Annotated in this window: 20 protein-coding genes; 4 read left to right on the top strand and 16 right to left on the bottom strand. The window is 66.5% G+C overall.

Going from position 1 to position 22,867, the window contains the following annotated elements; genetic code table 11:
- Positions 1 to 67 precede the first annotated feature (67 nt).
- The 3 genes from ACWW36_RS19655 to rimP all read right to left on the bottom strand — a co-directional run bounded on the left by ACWW36_RS19655 (position 68) and on the right by rimP (position 2,070).
- On the bottom strand, positions 68 to 421 hold the full coding sequence (locus tag ACWW36_RS19655) for a YlxR family protein (protein WP_456137646.1): 354 nt from the start codon (positions 419 to 421) through the stop codon (positions 68 to 70).
- Between the two features lie 75 nt (positions 422 to 496).
- Positions 497 to 1,540, bottom strand: coding sequence for a transcription termination factor NusA (gene nusA / locus ACWW36_RS19650; protein WP_456137645.1), 1,044 nt, complete (start codon positions 1,538 to 1,540; stop codon positions 497 to 499).
- Positions 1,537 to 2,070: a ribosome maturation factor RimP gene (gene rimP, locus ACWW36_RS19645; RefSeq protein WP_456137644.1), complete on the bottom strand. Its 534-nt coding sequence runs from the start codon at positions 2,068 to 2,070 to the stop codon at positions 1,537 to 1,539. Before rimP ends, nusA begins: the two co-directional genes overlap by 4 nt.
- 133 nt (positions 2,071 to 2,203) lie before the next feature.
- On the opposite strand from rimP, the gene ACWW36_RS19640 reads away from it, so the two are divergent.
- On the top strand, positions 2,204 to 2,713 hold the full coding sequence (locus ACWW36_RS19640) for a hypothetical protein (protein ID WP_456142559.1): 510 nt from the start codon (positions 2,204 to 2,206) through the stop codon (positions 2,711 to 2,713).
- Complete coding sequence (locus ACWW36_RS19635; RefSeq protein ID WP_456137643.1) at positions 2,710 to 3,225, top strand: ferritin-like domain-containing protein; 516 nt, start codon at positions 2,710 to 2,712, stop codon at positions 3,223 to 3,225. The genes ACWW36_RS19640 and ACWW36_RS19635 overlap by 4 nt, the downstream gene beginning before the upstream one ends.
- A 27-nt stretch (positions 3,226 to 3,252) precedes the next feature.
- Here ACWW36_RS19635 and ACWW36_RS19630 read toward each other — a convergent pair whose 3' ends face one another.
- From ACWW36_RS19630 to mqo, 12 genes are all read right to left on the bottom strand, one after another.
- The gene (locus ACWW36_RS19630) at positions 3,253 to 4,908 is read right to left on the bottom strand and encodes an Ig-like domain-containing protein (RefSeq protein WP_456137642.1); all 1,656 of its coding nucleotides are present in this window, start codon (positions 4,906 to 4,908) and stop codon (positions 3,253 to 3,255) included.
- A gap of 477 nt (positions 4,909 to 5,385) precedes the next feature.
- Positions 5,386 to 7,128, bottom strand: coding sequence for a proline--tRNA ligase (locus ACWW36_RS19625; RefSeq protein WP_456137641.1), 1,743 nt, complete (start codon positions 7,126 to 7,128; stop codon positions 5,386 to 5,388).
- Positions 7,129 to 7,152: 24 nt separating this feature from the next.
- Complete coding sequence (locus tag ACWW36_RS19620) at positions 7,153 to 7,821, bottom strand: VOC family protein (RefSeq protein ID WP_456142558.1); 669 nt, start codon at positions 7,819 to 7,821, stop codon at positions 7,153 to 7,155.
- A complete protein-coding gene (locus tag ACWW36_RS19615; protein ID WP_456137640.1) occupies positions 7,814 to 8,866 on the bottom strand; it encodes an ABC transporter permease in 1,053 nt (350 codons plus the stop codon). The genes ACWW36_RS19620 and ACWW36_RS19615 overlap by 8 nt, the downstream gene beginning before the upstream one ends.
- Complete coding sequence (locus tag ACWW36_RS19610) at positions 8,867 to 10,372, bottom strand: MFS transporter (RefSeq protein WP_456137639.1); 1,506 nt, start codon at positions 10,370 to 10,372, stop codon at positions 8,867 to 8,869.
- Between the two features lie 47 nt (positions 10,373 to 10,419).
- Positions 10,420 to 11,967, bottom strand: coding sequence for an MFS transporter (locus ACWW36_RS19605; RefSeq protein WP_456142557.1), 1,548 nt, complete (start codon positions 11,965 to 11,967; stop codon positions 10,420 to 10,422).
- A gap of 66 nt (positions 11,968 to 12,033) precedes the next feature.
- Positions 12,034 to 13,233 carry a uroporphyrinogen-III C-methyltransferase gene (cobA, locus tag ACWW36_RS19600; protein WP_456137638.1) on the bottom strand — a complete coding sequence of 400 codons (1,200 nt, stop codon included), beginning with the start codon at positions 13,231 to 13,233 and terminating at the stop codon, positions 12,034 to 12,036.
- Positions 13,230 to 14,597, bottom strand: coding sequence for a cobyrinate a,c-diamide synthase (locus tag ACWW36_RS19595; protein ID WP_456137637.1), 1,368 nt, complete (start codon positions 14,595 to 14,597; stop codon positions 13,230 to 13,232). The genes cobA and ACWW36_RS19595 overlap by 4 nt, the downstream gene beginning before the upstream one ends.
- Positions 14,598 to 14,702: 105 nt before the next feature.
- Positions 14,703 to 15,317, bottom strand: coding sequence for a cob(I)yrinic acid a,c-diamide adenosyltransferase (cobO, locus tag ACWW36_RS19590; protein WP_456137636.1), 615 nt, complete (start codon positions 15,315 to 15,317; stop codon positions 14,703 to 14,705).
- A 10-nt stretch (positions 15,318 to 15,327) separates the two neighbouring features.
- On the bottom strand, positions 15,328 to 17,151 hold the full coding sequence (locus ACWW36_RS19585; RefSeq protein WP_456142556.1) for a magnesium chelatase subunit D family protein: 1,824 nt from the start codon (positions 17,149 to 17,151) through the stop codon (positions 15,328 to 15,330).
- Positions 17,152 to 17,156: 5 nt separating this feature from the next.
- On the bottom strand, positions 17,157 to 17,630 hold the full coding sequence (locus ACWW36_RS19580; RefSeq protein ID WP_456137635.1) for a GNAT family N-acetyltransferase: 474 nt from the start codon (positions 17,628 to 17,630) through the stop codon (positions 17,157 to 17,159).
- A gap of 13 nt (positions 17,631 to 17,643) precedes the next feature.
- The gene (mqo, locus tag ACWW36_RS19575) at positions 17,644 to 19,194 is read right to left on the bottom strand and encodes a malate dehydrogenase (quinone) (RefSeq protein WP_456137634.1); all 1,551 of its coding nucleotides are present in this window, start codon (positions 19,192 to 19,194) and stop codon (positions 17,644 to 17,646) included.
- Between the two features lie 120 nt (positions 19,195 to 19,314).
- Between mqo and ACWW36_RS19570 the strand changes: the two genes are divergently transcribed.
- A complete protein-coding gene (locus tag ACWW36_RS19570) occupies positions 19,315 to 20,325 on the top strand; it encodes an alpha/beta hydrolase (RefSeq protein ID WP_456137633.1) in 1,011 nt (336 codons plus the stop codon).
- Positions 20,326 to 20,328: 3 nt separating this feature from the next.
- Positions 20,329 to 21,744: a mycothione reductase gene (gene mtr, locus ACWW36_RS19565; RefSeq protein ID WP_456137632.1), complete on the top strand. Its 1,416-nt coding sequence runs from the start codon at positions 20,329 to 20,331 to the stop codon at positions 21,742 to 21,744.
- Here the strand turns inward: mtr and nicT are convergent.
- On the bottom strand, positions 21,741 to 22,835 hold the full coding sequence (gene nicT / locus ACWW36_RS19560) for a Nickel transporter NicT (protein ID WP_456137631.1): 1,095 nt from the start codon (positions 22,833 to 22,835) through the stop codon (positions 21,741 to 21,743). The genes mtr and nicT overlap by 4 nt on opposite strands.
- Positions 22,836 to 22,867: the final 32 nt, after the last annotated feature.

Genomic DNA, 22,867 nt, shown 5'->3' with positions numbered 1-22,867 from the left:
TACATCTCCATCTCTAGAGGCGTCAGCGGTGGTAGGCGCTGCGCCTCGGGTTAGCTATGACGCATGGTCATCGGGACTTCACGGTGTGCTCATGTTCTTCGCTACCTGTTCTCTTGGCCGAGGTGCTCGGGTGCTCCGATTGCTCGAAGTGCGCCAACACCGCGGTTATGTCCGGTGAACCGGTGATCCGCAACGCTCGTGCGAACGCTCGCCGTCGAATTGCTGCGTCAAGACACGCCTGGTTGGGATGCAGCCAGGCACCCCGCCCCGGCAGCTTTCTCGCTGGGTCAACGGTCACGGCACTGGTGCCATTCCCGTCGACGGCGACAACTCGAAGCAGTTCGACGGCCAGCTCTCGCTTCCGGCAGCCGACGCATGTCCGCACCGGTCCACCCGAGGGGGCGATGGCGCTTCCTTGCATCCGAGCCGAAGTCTCGCGCTGGATCACAGCTGAGTCTACCGTCTGTGTCCTTGCGAACTGAAACGGCAACGCTGGTTAGCGGTCGTGCACCGCCCCGTGTGCTGCTCCAGGGTCCCGATGGGAATCGGCTGCTGGGGCCGCATCGCTGCGTATGTCGATCCGCCAGCCGGTGAGCCTGGCCGCCAGCCGCGCGTTCTGTCCTTCCTTGCCGATCGCGAGCGAGAGCTGAAAATCCGGGACGACCACGCGCGCGGCGCGGCCCGCCTCATCGATGACGCTGACCGAAACCACCTTGGCCGGTGACAATGCGTTCGCGACGAACTTCGCCGGGTCCGGGTCGTAGTCGATGATGTCGATCTTCTCGCCGGACAGTTCGCTCATCACGTTGCGCACCCGCTGTCCCATCGGGCCGATGCAGGCACCCTTGGCGTTGAGGCCGGGCACTCGCGACGTCACCGCGATCTTCGAGCGATGGCCCGCCTCCCGGGCGACCGCGACGATCTCGACGGACCCGTCGGCGATTTCGGGCACCTCCAACGAGAACAACTTGCGGACGAGGTTGGGATGGGTGCGCGACAGCGTGATCAGCGGCTCGCGCGCGCCACGGGTAACGCCGACGACGTAGCAGCGCAGCCGGTCGCCGTGCTCGTAACGCTCGCCGGGAACCTGCTCTGCGGCGGGAATGACGCCCTCGGATCCTTTGGTCTCGCTTCCCATTCGGACGACGACCAGGCCGCGGGCGTTCGCGCGGGCGTCACGTTGAATGACACCGGCCGCGATATCGCCCTCACGTGCGGAGAACTCACCGTAATTCTTCTCGTTCTCGGCGTCGCGCAGCCGCTGCAGGATGACCTGCCGCGCCGTTGTCGCCGCGATGCGACCGAAACCCTCTGGGGTGTCATCCCATTCGTGGATGACGTTGCCGTCCTCATCGGTCTGGCGCGCCATCACCTTGACGACACCGGTCTTGCGGTCGATCTCGATGCGGGCGTCGGCCTCGTGGCCCTCGGTATGGCGGTAGGCGGTAAGCAATGCGGACTTGATGGTCTCGACGACGACGTCGACCGAGATGCCCTTGTCTGCCTCGATGGCATGCAACGCAGCCATGTCGATGTTCACGCTGAAGCCTCCTTCCCGGATTGGCCGGCGAGCTCCAGCTCACGCTGATTCGGAGGCGAAAACTCAACCTGGACAACGGCTTTGGTGATGCCGTCGACCGGCAGTTCACGCACCGTGAAGTTCGACCGTCCGCCTTCAGGCACCACCAGTCGCACTGTGCCGTCACGGGTTTCACCAAGGCGGCCGATCAGTTGAGAGCCGTCGGACAACGTGAGTTCGACCTTGCGGCCGCGGGCGCGCCGGTAGTGCTTCTCGCTGGTCAGCGGCCGGTCGACACCTCGCGATGTGACTTCGAGAACGTAGGGGGCGGTGTCGATGCGGTCAAGCACCTCGGACGCCGACCGCGACAGCTCGGCGATCGAATCCAGGTCCAGACCTTCGTCGCCGTCGGCGACCACGGTGATCCGGGGCGGGCGCGCGGCCGTGTCGATCACCACGTCCTCGATTTCGTACCCTGCGCGCGCGAACTCGCCGTCGAGTAGCTCGATCACCTGTTTGGGCGACGGTAATCCCGCAGACCGCTCCGTCACGGCGAGCTCCTCATCTTGAGTTGTCCGGACACGATTCCCCGCGGCGCAACTTGGAACCGACTATCCACGATACGCCAGGGCCGCCGTGCCAAGCCGCAAACGCGCGGCGGCGGGCGGCGAGCGCGATGGCAAGATATTGCTCGTGCCGAGCCCTCTGCCGACCGTCAGCAGACGTCGCGTGCTCTTCGGGGCGGCGGCGCTGGCGCTGTTGGGCAGCACCGCCTCCGCGTGCAGGTCGTCGCCGCCTCCGCCGGAGATCGACGAACTGACCGCGCAGCTCGACCGCGCGCGTAACGACAGTCAATTGGCCGCCGACGCCGCGCCGGGCGCGCCGCCGCCCATCGCACAGGCTTTGACGGCGATCTCATCCGAACGGTCCAAACATGCCCAGGCGCTGTCGGACGAGCTGGTGCGCATGGTCGGCAAGAACGCACCGACGGCGACACCGACCATCACGACGGCGCAACCTGTGAAGCCGCCCACCGTGCAGGACGTGATCGGCGCACTGCATGAGTCTGCGGACACCGCGGCGCAATTGGCGGGTAAACAAAGCGGCTATCGCGCCGGGCTGCTGGGCTCGATCGCGGCCTCCTGCACGACGGCGTACACCGTCGCACTGGTGCCGCCGGGAGCCCCCCAATGACCTCTCCGCAGCCAACACCGACCACCACGACGACGACGTCTTCGCGTGCGGCCGAGCCCACCAGCCCGTCGCGGCCGCACGATGGTGCGAACGGTGCCCTGTTCGACGCGATCGCGACCGAGCACGCGACCATCTACGGCTACGGTCTGGTGTCCGCGCATTCGGCACCCGACGTGAACGACTTGGTTTCTTCCGAACTGGCCGAGCACCGCGAACGTCGTGAGGCAGCGATCGCGATGCTTGAATCCCGGTCGGTCGATGCGCCGCTGCCCGCCGCGGGCTATCAGCTGCCGATCGAAGTCGACAACCCGACCGACGCCGCCAATCTCGCGGTGCGGATGGAAGAGGACGCCGCCGTCGCATGGCGCGCAGTCATCGAGCAGGCCACCGACGAGCAGGACCGGACGTTCGCGGTCACGGCGTTGACGCAGTGCGCGGTCGCCGCGGCGCGATGGAGTCGGGTGCTCGGGATCTCACCGATCACTGTCGCGTTCCCGGGCGGATCCGAATAGCGCCACCGCTGTAGTCGACCGGGCGAGTCACTCGAAATTCTTCGCGCTCGCGTCCATCTGAACCCGCGATGACTTCCTGCGGCGAAGGAAGATAACACCGACCAACGCGAATGCGTAGCTTGGCGTTTGGGGTTGGGGCACCATCACGGTGTAGCCGAGGTCTTTCATGATGCCGACTTCGATCGGGCTCAGGACCCGGATGCCCAGCCCGGTGGGTGTGTAGGCGTTCATCATTTTCTGATTCGAGCCCGTAAACGTCGAGTCGTCCAGGTGCGTCACCGAGCTGCCGGCGTCCCACGGGTTGGGTGTGAAGAGTGGAACGAGCTTGTTGTTATAGGCGGCGACCGCATTGGCTCCACCGAAGTACAGACCGCCGTTGCCGCCGGTGAGATTGGGATCGTAAGCGGTGTTCCACTCAAAGGCATCTCCGTCGACTCCGATCGGCTTCGAGCCGTTGGAGGTCACGATGAAGCTGTCGAACACGGACCAGTTCCCGCCGCCGTTTTCACCGGCCTTGTCCACGCTGGAATTGAAGTTGAACGTATGCAGCAGTTCGTGCATGACCGTTGCTGTGAAGTCGTACTGTTCGCTTCCCACATCGACCCCAAAAGCCCAGGGTTTCCCGAAGTTGATGTCGATCTCGCCGTCGGCTGCTGTGCCGTTGGAGTCAGCACCGGTCAGGAGCTTGTTTTGAACGACCGTGCGGTGATAACCCGGCGTGTCAGCGATGAACGGGCTCGAGGCCGCCGCGAAACCCTCGTTGGCCTTCCCGACGAGGTTGTAGGTCAGGGTTACCGGGGAGGTGACCATGAAGTACGCAGCGAGTTGATTCGCCGCGGCCTGCATGGAATTGCGGGCGTCGGCGGTCCACAGGTCCGCCCCGGTGTTATAGATGAACTGGAATTTTATGGCGCCCTGGTTGACCAGTGTTTTGGCTCGGGTGCCAGGGTCGAACAGGTCGAGCAGGTTGACATGTAACCCGGGGTCGTCGGCGGTGACGGTGAAGTTGTCGACGCCGTTGAAGCCGGCTCCCGGGGTGTAGGTGTAGGTGCCGTCACTATTGACCTCCACGCTTCCCGACTGTGGGGCTTTGGTCACTCGGTAGACGATCGGATCGCCTTCGACGTCGACGGCGCCCACGCTGCCCTTGACCGGGCCGCTTATCTGGCCGCTGATTTGGACCGGGGCGACCGAGGGATCCTGGTTGAGGAAGGTGCGGCGCACGAAGTACAACACCCCATCGAGCAACTCTTTGACATCCGGGCCGACCGGCAGACTGGAGATCCAGTTCTGCGCCCCGGACATGAAATCGGCGATGGTCTTGGAAACCCACTGCTGACTCGCTTCGTCCGGGTCGATCGGTACGGACGCCGACAAGACTTGGGGGGCGGTGGTGGCGAAAGTGGCCGCCGCATGCGGCTGACTGTCGACGGGGGCGGTCACCGCCGCCGCGGAAAGCTGCGCGTGAGCCGATGACTCCGCATTCGACTTCTTGTTTGCGGCAACCGAATCCGCCGCACCACTGGACGTGTGAGCCTCGTCCGAACCCGTCCGCACATGAACCGAGTCGTCCTGACCAGAGGTATGCGCACCGCCCGACGCGCGCACCACCACCGCAGGCCCATCGTGACCACTTACGATCGACGACGTCTCTGCGACCCCGTCACCCGAGACCGCGGACACCGACGATGCTGTCGGCGCCGAAGCGGCCGCCGGCTCCGAGTCGGATTCCTGTTTCGCGCCAGCCGATGTCGTCGTATCAACCCCCGTCGACCCCGGCGAAGTGGTCGATGAAGAAGACGTAGAGGTCGATGACACAGAATCCGCGGCGGTGTCATCCGCCCACGCGACGGCGGGACTATTCGCCAACCACACACCCACGCCCAGCGCTACGGCAAGGCCACCAACACGACCGACAAACTTCGAATATCCCATGACCCAGTCCCCGACTAGCCGCGCGTACGCAGCCGATGTACTGCCGACAAAGACCACGCCCTATGCCGAGACCATATATTTGCGAGATCATCAATTTGCTGGAATCCCGAGAAGTCATCTGTTTGAAGGACAAAGCTGAAATTTTGAATTGCCACGTCGCAGCGTCGGCCATTCGGATTACACATCCACAAATTCTGCCGACGAGCGTGCTGCGGTTGATGCGGCCTAACTGTCGAGGACGTTAGCGATTTCTGCCGCCGCGTTGTCAACGGAGATTTCACGCGTCTCGCCGGTGAACCGATTGCGTAGCTCGACGATCCCGTCGGCCCAGCCGCGACCCACCACGACGATCCACGGCACGCCGAGCAGCTCCGCGTCCTTGAACTTCACGCCGGGTGAGGCCTGCCGGTCGTCGAGCAGGATCTCGACTCCGCGCCGGTCCAACGCGTCCGCCAACTCGACGGCGCCTTCGCGGGCCGCGCTGTCCTTGTTGGCGATCACGATGTGGGCGTCGAAGGGCGACACCGACGACGGCCATCGCAATCCCAGCTCGTCGTGATGCTGTTCGGCGATCACCGCGACAAGCCGCGACACCCCGATGCCGTAGGAGCCCATCGTCAGCCGGACCGGCTTGCCGTTCTCGCCGAGCACGTCGACCTCGAACGCGTCGGTGTACTTGCGGCCGAGCTGGAAGATGTGGCCCACCTCGATGCCGCGGGCCGAGACCAGCGGGCCCGCCCCGTCGGGCGACGGATCGCCGTCGCGCACTTCGGCCGCCTCGATCGTCCCGTCGGCGACGAAGTCGCGACCGGCAACCAGGCCAACCACGTGCTTGCCCGGCTCGTCGGCGCCGGTGATCCACGCCGTGCCGTCGACCACTCGCGGATCGACCAGATAGCGAACACCGTTGGCCAGCAAGGCTTTCGGGCCGATATAGCCCTTCGCCAGGAACCCGTGCTTGGCGAAGTCCGCGTCGTCGAGCAGGGCATACTCGGCGGGATCCAAAGCCGCGGCGAGCCGTTTCTCGTCGACCTCACGGTCACCGGGCACACCGACGGCGAGCAGGTCCCAGTCGCCGCCGGGCTGGCGCACCTTGAGCACGACGTTCTTCAACGTGTCGGCAGCGGTGACCTCGCGGTCCAGCGTGTTGTTGGCCCATTCGACCAGGGTCGCAATCGTCGGCGTGCCCGGAGTGTCGTACACCTTGGGCTCGGGCCGGCCCTCCGTCGGCAGCGGCTCGGGTATCGCGGTCGCGACGGCCTCGACGTTGGCCGCATAGCCCGACTCCAGGCAGCGCACGAAGGTGTCCTCACCGATCTCGCTTTCGGCAAGGAATTCCTCTGACGCGCTGCCGCCCATCGCCCCGGACACCGCCGAGACGATCACGTAGCGGACCCCCAGCGTGGAAAAGATCCGCTGGTAGGCGTCGCGATGAGCCAGGTACTGCGTCCTGAGCCCGTCGTCGTCGACGTCGAACGAATACGAGTCCTTCATGATGAACTCGCGACCACGCAGGATGCCCGCCCGCGGCCTTGCCTCGTCGCGGTACTTGGTCTGGATTTGGTACAGCAGCACCGGGAAATCCTTGTAGGAGCTGTACTCCCCCTTGACCGTTAGCGCGAACAGCTCTTCGTGCGTCGGCCCCAGCAGGTAGTCGTTGCGGCGGCGATCCTGCAGTCGGAACACGCCGTCGCCGTATTCGGTCCAGCGGTTCGTCGTCTCGTACGGGGCGCGCGGCAGCAGCGCCGGGAACAGAATCTCTTGCCCGCCAATGGCATTCATCTCATCGCGGACAACACGTTCGATCTTGCGCAGCACCCGCAGCCCCAGCGGCAGCCAGCTGTAGAGGCCGGGCCCGATCGGGCGGATGTAGCCGGCGCGGATCAGCAGTTTGTGGCTGGGCACCTCCGCGTCGGCCGGGTCGTCGCGCAGCGTGCGCAGAAACAGCTCGGACATGCGGGTGATCACAGGCGACAACCTTAAGGCGTGGCCTCAGTCGCGGCCCTGCCAGGTACAGATGCAGGCTTCATTGCCTTCAGGATCGGCCAGCACCCAAAACGCCGGCGCCGCGGCGTCGGACAGCAAGCGCCCGCCAGCCGCGATCGCCGCATCGATCCGGCCGCTCGCCGCCTCGTGCGGCACATCGACGTCGAGGTGGATGCGGTTGCGTTGCGGCCGTGGGGCGTCCATCTGCTGAAACCAGATCACCGGGCCTCGACCGACCGGATCCACGAGCGCCGACGCGAGCTCCGAGCCGGGCTCGTCGACGTATCCGGTGACCGCCTTCCAGAACGGCCGCACGGCGCCGATGTCGAGCGCGTCGATCGCAATCTCCAAGGCCTGTACTGCGCCAGGGCGCGGCCGCATACCGCGCGCCGCCAGCGCACCCGACACTTCGTGCGCGAGCCGGACGTCGTGGCCCGTCACCACGCCAACGTCTGATTGCAGCCGCAGCACAGCCCGATCTGCGCGGATGTCGACGGTCAAGTGTCCATGCCCGTCTGTGCCGACCGCTGAAACGGCCGCCGACGCCGCATCGGCGGCCTCCATCAGTGAGGCCGCTGCGACTTCGGTGTAGATGGCCCCAAGAACGAGCCGCCAGCCCGCCGGATCGACCGCATCGGAGATCTGCTGACGCGTCGGCCGCGCGTCGTCATCCAATGCCGTCACCCGCCGGCGCCCTGCCCCGATGCATGATCGCCGACGCCGCGAGTGTCAACAGCAGGCCGCCGGTCACCCAGGCCGCCAGCACCACGATCGAATGTGTGACGCCATGGCCGTCGAAGTACACGATGCGCCGGATCGCGTCGGTGCCTGCGCCCGTCGGGAGATAGTTTCCGATCGCCCGCCAGAACGGCGGCAACAGTTGCGACTGATACGCGCCGCCGGCCGACGGGTTGCCGAGGATCACGAAGATGATGACCGTCAACCCGATGCCGATCACGCCGAACAAGGTCTGCAACGCAATCGTCACCGTCGCGGCGGCAAGCGACACCAACACGCCGACCGCCGCGACCGGCCAGAAGTGGCCTCCCAACGCGTGCAGCACGGGTTCGGCGATGACCGCGCCGCCCAAACCGGACACCAACGCGTAGGGCACCGTGGCGCCGAGCCGCCACAGCGCCCGCGGAAACGTCGATGGCCGTGAGCCTTTCGCGACCCCCAGCATGGCTGCGAACAGATAGCCGCCGACCGCCCATCCGACGACGAGATAGAAGCCGCTCAACCCGCGCGCATCGCCGGGCTGCAACGGAACAATGTCGTCGAACCTCACTGTGCGCTGTTGCTTCTGAGCCGCCTTGGTGGCGAGTTCCTCGACCGCGGTGACCACTGCCGTCCCACCCCCGGATGCGACCGCAAGCGTGTCCTGGGTGCCCGACGGATTCACGACGTATGCCGCCGACTTCTCGCCCGTGCGTACCTCGTCGCGGGCGGCGTTCTCGTCGGTCGAGGTTTCGGCCGTCACCGGTTGGCCCGCGACCGCGTTGAGGTCGTCCACGACCTTCCGGGCGATCTGCGGCGGGGCGACGACGGTAACCGGGATGCGGTGTGGCGCAGGGGCGTGGAAGGCGCCGATGTAGGACAGGATGAACCCGAACTGCAGCAGCAGCACGCCCACACCGAGCAGAAGGGTTCGCGGCGCGATCGCATCCCGGAATCGGTCCTGCAGCGTTTCCGGCGCTTCGGGCGCCTCGTGCTTGTTCATCTACAGCTCGCCGGCCTCGACCGCCTCACGGGTGTGCTGCGCTGCGGCGATCTGTCGGGCGGAGAAGCCGATCCAAAACGCGGTGATCCCGACGATCACCGCGATACCGGCGACCCACAGCAGCGAGTACGTGTAGCCGTGTCCCAACGCGTCCAGCTGGGTGGGCGTCATGTCTTTGACCGGTCCGGTGGTACCGCCCAGATACAGCGTGCGCGATGTCTGAACGGCCTGGATGACGACTAGCACGACGGGCCCGCCGAGGTTCTGCACCATCAGCGTGATTGCCGACACCGGGCCGATTTCACGTGGACCGACCTCCGCCACCGCACACAGCGGCAGGATCACCGCGACCACGCCAATGCCGAAGCCGCCCACCACGATTGGCATGAACAGATCAGGAAAGTACGGGATGTTGCGGTCCAGCGTCGAGCCGTACAGCATGGCCGCCAAAACCAGCACACCGGCGCCGATCATCAACCATCGCGGCGCCACATGCGGTGCAAGCCGGGCGGCCAACAGACTTCCGAGCCCGAACGCAATCGCGAACGGGATGAAGCTGACGCCTGCACGCAATGCCGAGTAGCCGAGCACGTCCTGCACCAGCAGTCCGATCATCACGGTGACCGTCAGCAGCACCCCGCCTGCCAAGAACAGCGAGATGAACGTCATCACCCGGTTGCGGTTGTCGAACACCGAAAACGGCACCAGCGGGTTCTCGGCCGTGCGCTCGACGATGAGGAATGCGACGAAGAACACCACCGCGGCGATGCCGGCGCCGATCACCCACGGGTCCACCCAGGCTCGCGGCGGGCCCTGGGTGAACACCAGCACCGCAGCGGCACAGCCAAGGGTGGCCAGCAGCGCGCCGGTGATGTCGAGCTTCAACCGCTCGTGGTGCGTCTCGCCGATCCGATACACCGCAATCGTGATGATGACGATGCCGATCGGCACGTTGATCAGGAACGCCAGCCGCCACGAGATCACCGTCAGCGCGCCGCCCAGCACCAACCCGAGCACGGAGCCGACGCCCTGCATGGCCGCCGACACCGCCATCGCCCGGTTGCGGGCATGCCCGACGGCATACGTGGTCGCGATCAGAGCGAGGCCGGTCGGTGCGGCGACCGCCGCCCCGGTGCCCTGCACCGCGCGAGCGACGATCAGCGTGACGCCGTCGGTGGCCAGGCCGCACACCAACGACGCGATCGTGAACACGCCGACACCGGACAGGAACGCGCGCTTGTGGCCAATGGCATCACCAACGCGGCCGCCAAGCAGCAGCAGGCCACCGAAGGTCAGCACGTAGGCGGTGATGACCCAGCTCTTGGTGACGTCCGACAGATCCAGATCGGCCTGCATGCGCGGCAGCGCGACGATGACGATGGTGCCGTCGAGTGTCGACATCAGCTGCATGCCGGTGATCGCGATGATCGCGATGCCCAGCACCGACGACGACAACGGCTCGGCAGTGCGGTCCATCGACCCCCCCGAACCTCGCACCGCAGCCATGGCTCGCCAGCCTACCGAGCGGCCAGCGAGCTAACGCCAATGTCGAGCTAGAGCTCTCCGGCGTCGATCGCGTCCTTGACTTCCTGCGCGTGAGCCACCTGCGACGACGTGTATCCGATGAACAACGCGGCGCCGCCGACGATCACCGCGACCGCGGCCACCCACAGCAGGCCGTACGTGTAGCCCTGGTCGAGAGCGTGCAACTGCGCGCTGTCCATGTTCTTGACCGGGCCGGTCGTGCCACCCAGGTACAGCGTGCGCGACGTGATGACGGCCTGAATCACGGCCAGCACGACGGGCCCGCCGAGGTTCTGCAGCATCAACGCGATCGCCGACACCGGACCGATCTGGTCGAAGCCGACACCGGCGATCGCCGACACGGTCAGCGGCACGACGATCATGCCGATACCGAAGCCGCCGACGGTGATCGGGATGACCAGGTTCGGGAAGTACGGGATGCCGCCGTTGAGCGTCGAGCCGTAGATCATCGCGGCGAGCACCAGCACACCGCCGGCGATGACCAGCACACGCGGCGGGAACAGCGACACCAGATGCGAGGACAGCCCGAGCCCGATGCCGAGCGCGATGACGAACGGGATGAAGCCGATCCCGGCGCGTAACGCGCTGTAGCCCATGATGTCCTGCACATAGAGGCCGATCAGCACGGTCAGCGTGAACATCACGCCGCCGGCCAGGAATACGGCCGCAAATGTGGCGACCCGGTTGCGATCCTTGAACAGGTCGAACGGCATGACGGGGTTCTCGGCGGTGCGCTCGACGAACAGGAACGCGAACAGGAATATCGCGGCGGCGATGCCTGAACCGATCGTGATCGGTGAGAGCCAGCCCTGCTCGGGTCCCATGGAGAAGCCGAACACCGCGGCGGTGCAGCCGAGGGTGGCCAGGATGGCGCCCGTGGCGTCCAGCTTCAGCCGCTCGCGGTGGGTTTCCCGCAGCGTCGTGCGCGCGAGGTAAATCATCAGAATGCCGATCGGCACGTTCACCAGGAACGCCCACCGCCATGAGACCTCGGTCAGCGCGCCGCCAACCACCAGGCCCATCACCGAGCCGATGCCGGTCATCGCGGCGAACACGGCCGTCGCGGCGTTTCGCGCCGGGCCCTTGGGGAACGTCGTCGCGATCAGCGCCAGACCCGTCGGCGACGCGATCGCGGAGCCCACGCCCTGCAGGAGCCGGGCGGTGACCAACGTGGTCTCGTCCCACGCGATGCCGCACAGGATCGAAGCAATGGTGAACAGCGCGACACCGACGATGAAGGTGCGCTTGCGGCCGATGGTGTCGCCGAGACGCCCACCCAGCAGCATCAGCCCGCCGAACGTCAGAACGTAGGCGGTGATCACCCAGCTGCGCCCCGCGTCGGAAAGGCTCAGCTCGTCCTGAATCTTAGGAAGCGCAACGATCGCGACGGTGCTGTCCATGGTGGCGAGCAGCTGCATACCGCCGATGGCGATGACCGCGGCAAAGAAGCGCCGCGACGGCAGCCAAGCCGGGGACCTGCCAGTTCGCTCCAGTGCGGGGTGTTCGACCTGCACGGGTAGCGCTCGGTTTGCCCCGCCCTCGGCGTCACGATGCATCGCTGCGCGCTCTGCGTCATTGAGAGCCGTCATAGCGGGTTACCTTACAGTAATCTTAAGAATCCTTTAACCGCCGAAAGCCGCAACGGCCCCGATCACGATGATCGCGGGAGGTCGGACACCCTCTTCTCGAATGCGTTCCGGCGCGTCGGAAAGCGTTGCGCGCAATGTCCGCTGGGCGGTCGTGGTGCCGTGCTGAACCACCAGAACCGGTGTATCCGCAGGTCGACCGCCTTCCAGCAAGACTTTGGTGAACAGCTCGATGCGCTCGACGGCCATCAGCAACACGATCGTTCCCGACATCGCGGCCAGCGCATTCCAATTGACTAACGATTCGGGGTGCTCAGGCGCAACATGGCCGCTGACCACCACGAACTCGTGCGTGATGGCCCGATGTGTGACCGGAACGCCGGCCAATGCAGGAACTGCTATGGCACTCGTCACACCCGGCACAACTGTGACGGGAATTCCGGCGTCGGCGCACGCGATCACCTCTTCGTAACCGCGCGCGAACACGAACGGATCGCCGCCCTTGAGCCGCACGACGAACTTGCCCTGCTTGGCGCGGTCGATGAGGACCTCGTTGATCGCGTCCTGAGCCATGGCCCGGCCGTACGGGATCTTCGCGGCGTCGATGACCTCGACCTGGGGCGGCAGCTCGGCGAGAAGTTCCGGCGGCGCCAGCCGGTCGGCGACGACGACGTCGGCGTGTGCCAGCAGCCGCCTGCCGCGCACAGTGATCAGCTCAGGGTCGCCGGGGCCTCCGCCGACCAGCGCTACCCCGCCGTGAAGGACACCGGGGGCCTCTGCGGTGATCAGCCCCTGTTGCAAGGCCTCGTGGATCGCCGACCGGATTGCTGCCGACCGCCGATGGTCTCCTCCGGCGAGCACGCCGACGGACAGCCCCTCGTATTCGAACGACGCGGGTGTGACGGCGGTCCCTTCACGGGCGATGTCTGCGCGCACGCAGAAGATCTGCCTGCGCTCGGCTTCGGCAACAACGGCGGCGTTGACGTCCGGATCGTCGGTGGCCGCGATGGCATACCACGCGCCGTCGAGATCACCCTCCTGGAACTCCCTGAGTGTCAAGGTGATTCCGGTCATTCCTTCTACGGCCGGTGTCGCGGACCGCGTGATGACGTGCACATCGGCTCCGTTGGCGATCAGCAGCGGCAGGCGGCGCTGGGCCACGGTGCCGCCACCGACGACGACGACCTTCTTGCCGGCCAGGCGCAGGCCGACCAGATAGGCGTTCTCGGAACTCACCCGGCGAGCTTAGATGTTGCGGCTGCGGCCACGAAGCGGGTGATCGCTTGCGGGTTCGCGGCCGGGTGGGTGTGAAGATACGACGCGTGTACGCCGTCGTGCACGGCACCGTCCCTGACTGTGTCGACATCGGGTCCGCGGTACACCCACGCGGGCGGATAACCGTCGCTGAACGAGACTGCGGTGCGGTGGAATTCGTGGCCCATGACCCGGTCGCCGATCTGGTGCAGCGTCGAGTCGGCCACCGCGACGGCCTCGCGGTACCCCAGTGTGAGCCGCTCGGTGAATCGGGCGGAGCCCGACAGCGCGCCGCACATCGGGTGTCCGTCGAGCTCGTCCACCAGATAGGTCAATCCCGCGCATTCCGCGTGCACCGGCGCACCGGCGGCGGCCAATTCGCGAACCTGCTGGCGCACAACGTCATTAGCAGACAATTCGGTGGTGAACTGTTCAGGGAATCCGCCCGGTAGCACCAGAGCACGGGTGTCCTGCGGCAACGAGTCGGTCAACGGGTCGAATTCGACGACGTCGGCGCCCGCCGCGCGCAGCATTTCGCCGTGTTCGGTGTAGCCGAAACTGAATGCCTTGCCCGCCGCGAGCGCGACGGTCACTCTGGGGCCTACGGGTGCGGCCACGGCAGGATCCCACGCCGCGTCCGTCATATGGCTGGACGCGACCGCGGCCAGTCCGACGAGGTCGACGTGGCGGCCGATGAGGGCGGTCATCGCCTCGACGGCCACAGCCGCCTGCTTCCCGTGTTCCACGGCCGTGATCAAGCCGAGATGCCGCGACGGAACGCTTAATTCGTCGGATCGCGGAATCGCGCCGAAGACCGGAACCCCCGCATGCTCGCACGACTGCCGCAACACGTCTTCGTGGCGCGGTGAGCCGACACGGTTGAGGATCACTCCGGCGAGCCGCACCGACCTGTCGAATGTCGAAAAGCCGTGCAGCAGCGCGGCGATGCTGTGGCTCTGACCGCGGGCGTCGACGACGAGGATGACAGGCGCACCGAGCAGCGCGGCGACCTGAGCGGTCGAACCGTGCGCGACACCCGTCGTGTTCGCCTCGATGCGCCCGTCGAACAGGCCCATCACACCCTCGACGACGGCGATGTCGGCACCCGCGCTGCCGTGCCGGTACAGCGGCCCGACCAGCTGGTCGCCAACCAGTACCGGGTCGAGGTTTCGGCCGGGCCTGCGCGCGGCGAGCGCGTGGTAACCGGGGTCGATGAAGTCCGGTCCGACCTTGAACGGCGCCACCGCGCGGCCTGCTCGCCGCAGCGCACCCATCAAACCCGTTGCCACGGTGGTCTTTCCGCTGCCCGATGCGGGCGCGGCAACGACAATGGCCGGGACGCTCACCTCACCCCCTCTTTTCGCGAGCAGACGCAAAGTGCCCCAAAATAGCGGCGTGTCGGGGGCTTTTGCGTTCCCCAGCTGGCGCGTGGGCCCAGCTCGCGCTGGAAGTCACCACTCGATGCCCTTCTGGCCCTTGCGGCCGACGTCCATCGGGTGCTTGACCTTCGTCATCTCGGTCACGAGGTCGGCGGCGTCGAGCAACGGCTGCGGAGCGTCGCGTCCGGTGATGACGACATGCTGCGTGCCGGGCCGCGACGCCAGCGTCGCGATCACCTCGTCGACATCCACCCAGCCCCACTTCAGCGGGTAGGTGAACTCATCGAGCACATAGAAGTCGTGGCGCTGTTCGGCAAGCCGTCGGGTGACCTCAGCCCAGCCCTCGGCGGCGGCCGCCGCGTGGTCTTCATCGGTTCCGTGCTTGCGCGACCACGACCAGCCCGCACCCATCTTGTGCCACTCCACCGGCCCGCCGACGCCGTGCTCATCGTGCAGCCGGCCCAGTTCGTGGAATGCCGCCTCCTCGCCCACTTTCCACTTCGCGCTCTTCACGAACTGGAAGACGGCAACACTGAACCCCTGATTCCACGCCCGAAGTGCCATGCCGAATGCGGCTGTCGACTTGCCCTTTCCAGCGCCGGTATGCACCGCCAGCAGTGGAGCGTTTCGACGCGCGCGAGTGGTGAGCCCGTCGTCGGGGACGGTGAGCGGCTGGCCCTGTGGCATCGAATCCCTCCTATGCGGCGCTGCGTACGACGTCGGCGAGACTGTCGGCGCGCAGCTGCGCCAGCCGCACCGACGGCGCGCCGAGCTGGCCGGCGAGTTGTTCGGCCAAACCCAGTCGCACATGCGAGGTTTCGCAGTCCACCACGACGGCGGCCGCACCTTCGGCAACCAGCCGTGCGGCGGCAAGCCGCGTGCGGCCAAGCGGATCGGGTCCGCCAGTCGCCCGTCCGTCGGTCAGGACCACGACCAGAGTGCGGCGAGGACGATCACGGGCCTTTTCGCGCACCACGACGTCGCGGGCGGCCAGAAGGCCTTGCGCCAATGGGGTTTTGCCGCCGGTGTCGAAGCGGGCGAGCCGGCGGCTCGCGATGTGGACCGACGTCGTCGGCGGCAGGAGCAGCTTGGCGTCCTGCTGCCGGAACGTGATGACGGCCACCTTGTCGCGTCGCTCGTAGGCGTCGCGTAGCAGCGACATCGTCGCGCCGCTCACCGCCGCCATCCGGTCGCGTGCGGCCATCGAGCCCGACGCGTCCACCACGAAGATCACCAAATTGCCTTCGCGGCCTTCGCGAATCGCACCGCGGACATCTTCCGGCTGCGGGCGTGGACGCCCCGGCGCGCGCTGGCGCCCCGCGGCCGCCAGCAGCGTCCCGAATAGGTGCAGGCCGTGGCCGGTCTGCATGTCCTCGGTCGCCGATACCACCTTGCCAGTGCGGTTGCGTGCACGAGACCGCCGTCCCGGCGCGCCCTCCCCCACACCCGGCACCACCAGAGCCCTGGTGCGAAACACTGCCGACGGCGCGGCGCTTGGTCGTGTAGTCGAACTCGAATTGGATTGCGACACAGAGTTTTCAGATGCCGGAGCCGACTCCCCTCCGCCGGGCGGGTCGGGATCCGGCTCGGGCTCGGTCGCCGATTCGCCCGCTTGCGCCATCGCTTCGTCGAGCCGCTCAGGGTCCAGTCCTGGGTCGTCGAACGGGTCGCGGCGACGCCGGTGAGGCAGCCCGAGTTCGGCGGCCACCCGGATGTCCTCTTCACTCACCTCGTCATCGCCACGCCAGGCGGCGTGCGCGACGGCCGTGCGCGCGACCACCAGGTCGGCCCGCATCCCGTCGACGTCGAAGGCCGCACAGAGCGCCGCGATACGTCGTAATTCACTGTCGGGCAACGTGACCGAACTGATCGACGCCCGTGCCGCCGCTATTCGACGGGCCAGCTCGGCGTCCGCGTCGGCGTAGCGGGCGACGAACGCGACCGGATCGGATTCGAAGGCCATTCGCTGACGGATCACGTCAGCGCGGACGTCGACGTCACGAGACGCGCGCACGTCGATCGTGAGTCCGAACCGGTCCAGCAGCTGCGGCCGCAGCTCGCCTTCTTCTGGATTCATCGTGCCGATCAGCACGAATCGGGCCTCGTGGCTGTGCGAGACGCCGTCGCGTTCGACGTGCACCCGGCCCATCGCCGCGGCGTCCAGCAGCACGTCGACGAGGTGGTCGTGCAGCAGGTTGACCTCGTCCACGTACAGCACCCCGCCGTGAGCGCGCGCCATCAAGCCCGGTGAGAACGCGTGCTCGCCGTCGCGCAACACCTTCTGCAGATCCAACGACCCGACCACCCGGTCCTCCGTGGCGCCGATCGGCAGCTCGACCAGTTGACCGCCGCCGCCATCCGGAATCCGGGCCAGCACCTGCGCCAGACCGCGTACCGCCGTGGACTTCGCGGTGCCCTTCTCGCCGCGGATCAGCACGCCACCGATGTCGGGTCGGACCGCACACAACAACAGCGCCAGCCGAAGCCGGTCGTGTCCGACGATGGCGCTGAACGGGTAGATGGGCGTCACTGCTGCTCGGTTTCGTTGCGGATGCCCGCCTTCAGCATCGGCACATGCGGGATGCCGTCGTCGAGGAATTCCTCACCGTCGCGGACGAATCCGTGTTGGCGGTACATGTCCTCGAGATAGGTCTGGGAGTTGATACGGCACGGGTAGTCGCCGACTTCGGCAAGCGCGGCCTGCAGGAGCCGAGTCGTGTGGCCGTGGCCGCGTGCGGCCTTCTTGGTGCAGACCCGCCCGATGCGAAACCCCTTCTGCCCGCCGGGATGTTCCTCCATCAGCCGAAGCGTGGAGATGACCTCGCCGTCGGGTCCTTCGAGCCAGAAGTGGCGGGTTTCGGCGAGCAGGTCACGGCCGTCCAGTTCGGGATACGGAGTGGCCTGCTCGACGACGAACACCTCCACCCTCAGCTTGAGCAGTTCGTAGAGCGTCCTGGCGTCCAGATCCTGGGCCCAGCTGCGGCGTAGCGCGACCGTCATTCGGCAGCCACCATCACACCGTCGCCGCTATCGCGGGGTTGGTCCCGATCGAAGTTCCGGCCGGGGGCAGCCCGTTTGCGGGCTCGTCCAGCTTGAGCACCCTGGTACCCCACGACCACACCTCCTCGAACAACTCCGGCTCGTCGGACAGCGATGTGCCCAGCGAAGGCACCATCTCCTTGAGCTTCGGCAGCCAGGACCTATGACGATCCGAGAAGCACCGCTCGATCACGTCGAGCATGGCGGGAACGGCAGTCGACGCGCCCGGCGAAGCCCCGAGCAGTCCGGCGATGCTGCCGTCGGAGGCCGACAGCACGGCAGTGCCGAACTCGAGCACCCCGCCCTTGCCCTTGGCGCGGCGGATCACCTGCACCCGCTGCCCGGCCACGTCGAGTTCCCAATCGGAATCGACTGCGCTGGGGACGAATTCCCGAAGCGCGTCTACCCGGTCGGCATGGGACAACAGCAGCTGGGTGATCAGGTATTTGACCAGACCGGTCTGGCTCAGCCCTGCTCCGAGCACCGACAGCAGGTTGTCCGGTTTGACCGACAGCGGCAGATCGGTGATTTTGCCTTGCTTCAGGAATTTCGGCGACCAGCCGGCGAACGGGCCGAAGAGCAACCATAGCTTGCCGTTGATGACACGGATGTCCAAGTGCGGCATGCCCAGCGGCGGGGCACCCAGCGGCGGGGCACCGTAGACCTTGGCGTTGTGCCGGCGAGTCAGCTCCGCGCTGTCGGTGCGAAGGAATTGTCCGCTGACCGGAAACCCGCCGATCCCCTTGGCCTCTCGGATCCCCGCCTTCTGCAGCAGCGGCAGCGCGCCGCCTCCCGCGCCGACGAAGACGAACTTCGCGTTGAGCTTGCGGCTCGCACCGGTGCGCCGATTGAGGACCTTCAGCGTCCAGCTGCCGTCGGATTCCTTGTCGAGGTCGCGCACCTCGTGGCCGAACAGCGTGGTCATCCCCCGCTGCGCGGTGTAGCTGAAAAGCTGACACGACAGCGCGCCGAAGTCGACGTCGGTGCCGTCCTGGGTCCAGTTCAGGGCGACGGGCTCGGAATAGTCGCGCTTTTCGGCCATCAGCGGAAGCCGTCGGGCGAACTCGTCCTTGTCGTCGATGAGCTCCGATGTCGCAAACAGCGGATTCCCCACCAGCGCCTCGTGGCGGCGCCGCAAGTAATCGACGTTGGCGGCGCCGTGAACGAAGCTGACGTGCGGGACCGGGTTGAGGAAGCCGCGCACGTCCGGCAGCACGCCGTTGTCCACCGCATACGCCCAGAACTGCCGTGTCACCTGGAACTGCTCGTTGACGAGGACCGCTTTGCCTATGTCGATCGAACCGTCGGGCCGCTCCGGTGTGTAGTTCAGTTCGCATAGCGCCGAATGCCCGGTGCCGGCGTTGTTCCACGGATCGCTGCTCTCGGCGGCAGCGCCGTCGAGGCGCTCGACCAGTGTGATCGACCAATCCGGCTCGAGCAGCCGCAGCAGCGCGCCAAGGGTGGCGCTCATGATGCCCGCGCCGACCAGCACGACGTCTACTTTTTCGGCCTTCGGGTCAGACACCGAATCGTTGATCCTTCGCGGTCGCGGTCCGCTGTCACGGCTTATCGCCGTTCAGGTTATCCGCCGTGGTCTACGTCCGCGGGTCCAGGCCGGACGCAAACCGCGATTAAGGTAGCTGTCGTGCCTGCATGGGAGCCCGATGTGCTGCCTGGTTACTGGCAGCAGACGTTCGACCTCGGACCGGATCCCGACGGAGAAGGTGGTCTCGTCGCGACCCTGGTGCGGCGGGGCGAGCCCGACCCGTCGGCGACCCACGCCGTCCTCCTCGTGCACGGCTTCACCGACTACTTCTTCAACACCGAACTCGCCGACCACTTCGCCGGCCGCGGCTTCGCGTTCTACGCACTCGACCAACACAAATGCGGGCGCTCATGGCGGGAAGGCCAGACGCCGCACTTCACCACCGACCTCGCCCGCTACGACTCCGAGCTCGAGCGGGCGCTGGACGTCATCGCGGCCGAGTGTGCGTCGAGCGTGCTGATCTACGGGCACTCCACCGGCGGTCTGATCGTCCCGCTCTGGCTCGACCGTCTGCGCCGCCGCGGCGAGACCGCGAAACGCCGCATCACGGGATTGGTGCTCAACAGCCCGTGGCTCGATCTGCAGGGACCGGCGATCCTGCGCGCAGCCCCTACCCGCGCGGCCATCGGCGCGATATCGCGCGTCCGGAAGAAACGGGTTCTGCGGCCGCCCGCTGAGGGCGGATACGGCGCCACCTTGCACAAGGAGTACGGCGGCGAGTTCGACTACAACCTGGCTTGGAAGCCGATCGGCGGGTTCCCGGTCACGTTCGGCTGGCTGCATGCCGTCCGCCGTGCTCAGGTCAAGCTGCACCGCGGGCTGGACGTCGGCGTGCCGAATCTCATCCTGCGCTCGGACCGTAGTGTGCGGGAAGTCAACGACCCCGACGTCATCCAGCGGGGCGACGCGGTCCTCGACGTCAAGCAGATCGCCCGCTGGGCGGGGTGCATCGGCCATCGCACCACTGTCGTGCCGATCGCCGACGCCAAGCATGACGTCTTCTTGTCCGTAGCTGAATCCCGCCAAGCCGCCTACCGCGAACTGGACCATTGGCTTGACTGGTATCTGGCCGAAACATCAGGCACGGCAACGCGATCCGAACGGGGTTAGAGTATGGCGCACTTCGACATTGCGATCATCGGTACCGGTTCGGGCAACACGATCCTCGACGAGCGTTACGTCGACAAGCGCGTGGCGATATGTGAGCAGGGCGTGTTCGGCGGGACATGTCTGAACGTGGGCTGCATCCCGACCAAGATGTTCGTCTACGCCGCCGAAGTCGCCCAAAGTGTCCGCGATTCAGCGCGATACGGGGTCGACGCCCACATCGACGGCGTGCGGTGGGGCGACATCGTCTCACGGGTTTTCGGCCGGATCGACCCGCTTGCGCTCGGCGGCGAGAACTATCGACGCTCTTCCCCCAACGTGGAGGTGTTCGCCAGTCACACCCGTTTCCGGCCGACACTGGACGACGGCCGATACCGGTTGCGCACCGATGACGGGGACGAACTCACCGCTGATCAGGTGGTGATCGCGGCCGGTTCGCGGGCTGTGGTTCCCGACGCGATCACCGAATGCGGCGTGCCCTATCACACCAGTGACACCATCATGCGTATCGCCGACGTGCCCGAGCACCTCATCATCGTCGGCGGCGGATTCGTGGCATGCGAGTTCGCCCATATCTTTTCGTCGCTGGGTAGCCGTGTCACGCTGCTGATCCGGGGCAGCACGCTGTTGCGCGGACACGACGACGACATCACGATGCGGTTCACCGACGTCGCGGGAAAAAAGTGGGAGATCCGCAGCCACCACGAGGTGGTCGACGCACGCGAAGTTGGCGGCGGCGTCGAGATACGTTGCGACGACGGTTCGATATTGCGCGGCGATGCGCTTCTCGTCGCCACCGGCCGGGTTCCCAACGGCGATCTGCTCGATGCCGAACAGGCCGGCGTCAAGGTGACCGCACATGGTCAGGTCGTCGTCGACCAATACCAACGCACCTCTGCGCGGGGCATTTTCGCGCTCGGCGACGTGTCGTCGGACTATCAGCTCAAACACGTCGCCAACCATGAGGCACGTGTGGTGAAGCACAACCTGCTCCAGGATTGGGACGACACGGACGCGCTGATGCCGTCCAACCACCGGTACGTACCGTCGGCGGTGTTCACCGAGCCGCAGATCGCCAGCGTCGGGCTCACCGAAAACCAGGCCCGCTCACAGGGTTTCAACGTCAAGGTCAAGGTTCAGGATTTCAGCGACGTCGCATACGGGTGGGCGATGGAGGACACCACGGGCATCGCGAAGATCGTCGTCGACGACGACACCGGGCTGATCCTGGGCGCGCACATCATGGGCCATCAGGCCTCGTCGCTGATTCAGCCGCTCATCCAGGCGATGAGTTTCGATCTGCCCGCCCAGGATATGGCCCGCGGTCAGTACTGGATTCATCCCGCGCTACCCGAGGTGGTCGAGAACGCGTTGCTGGCGCTGTGCGGCGAGCCGCCGTGGCCGCCGTCGCGCAGGCATTAACCTTCTGGCGCCCAGCGCTTCTCGACCTGCCCGAGGCGCCACACCGCCATGGCGATCAACCAGGCGGCGATGAACAGCCCGACGATCATGAACCCGACGAACTGCAGGTTCGCCGATCCGATCGCGGCCAGCGGTCCCGACTCGACGCCGAGGCGGTCGGCCAGCAGCCCTGCCAGCACGATCACGCCGATGACCAGCGCGACGACCACCGACAACACCGTGACGGTCAGGTTGTAGTACACCTTGCGGACAGGCTTGAGGAACGCCCAGCCGTATGCCTTCGACATCAGGATGCCGTCGGCCGCGTCGAACAGACTCATCCCGGCGGCGAACAGCACGGGCAACACCAGGATGGCGTACCAGGGCAGCGTGAACGCCGCCGTCCCCGCGGCCAGCACCAACAGTGCCACCTGCGTGGCGGTATCGAAGCCAAGCCCCATCAGCAGGCCGACGGGGTAGAGATGCCAGGGCTTGCTCACCCTGCGCATGAGCCTGGCGAAGAGCCGCGCCAAAAAGCCGCGGTTCTCGAGTTGCCGTTCGAGCTCCGCCTCATCGAACTCGCCGGTGCGCATCCGGCGGAAAACCTTGGCGATGCCCACCGCCGCGAACAGGTTCGACAGCCCGATGAGGATGAGGAAGGTACCCGCGACCAGAGAGCCCACCAGTCCGAGCGTCTGCAACAGCGGCGAGCCCTGGTCCTGCACCGGTCCGACGATCGCGCGCACGCCGATCGCCAGCAGGAACGCCAGCCCGAACACGACGCTGGAATGACCGAGCGAGAACCAGAAGCCGGCGGACAGCGAACGCGTGCCCTCCCCGACCAGCTTGCGGGTGGTGTTGTCGATCACCGCGATGTGGTCGGCGTCGAACGCGTGCCGCACGCCGAGCAGGTAAGCGGTGACGCCCAGTCCGACGCCGAAGACGCCTGCCGATCCGAGCGTGATGTGCTGCGGCGCGACCCCGAACACCAGCACTCCCCAGCCGAATATGTGGAGCGCCAGGACGATTCCGCCCATCGCGGCGATTGCCGTCCACTCAGTCCTGTCGAGCTTTTTGGTTACCGTTCCTTCGGGCTGCTCGACGACAGTCATAACCCGACCCTATGGCCGACGGTCTTATCTGT

Source organism: Mycobacterium sp. MMS18-G62 (genome assembly GCF_053877835.1).
This window is presented reverse-complemented; position numbering and strand designations above follow the sequence as displayed.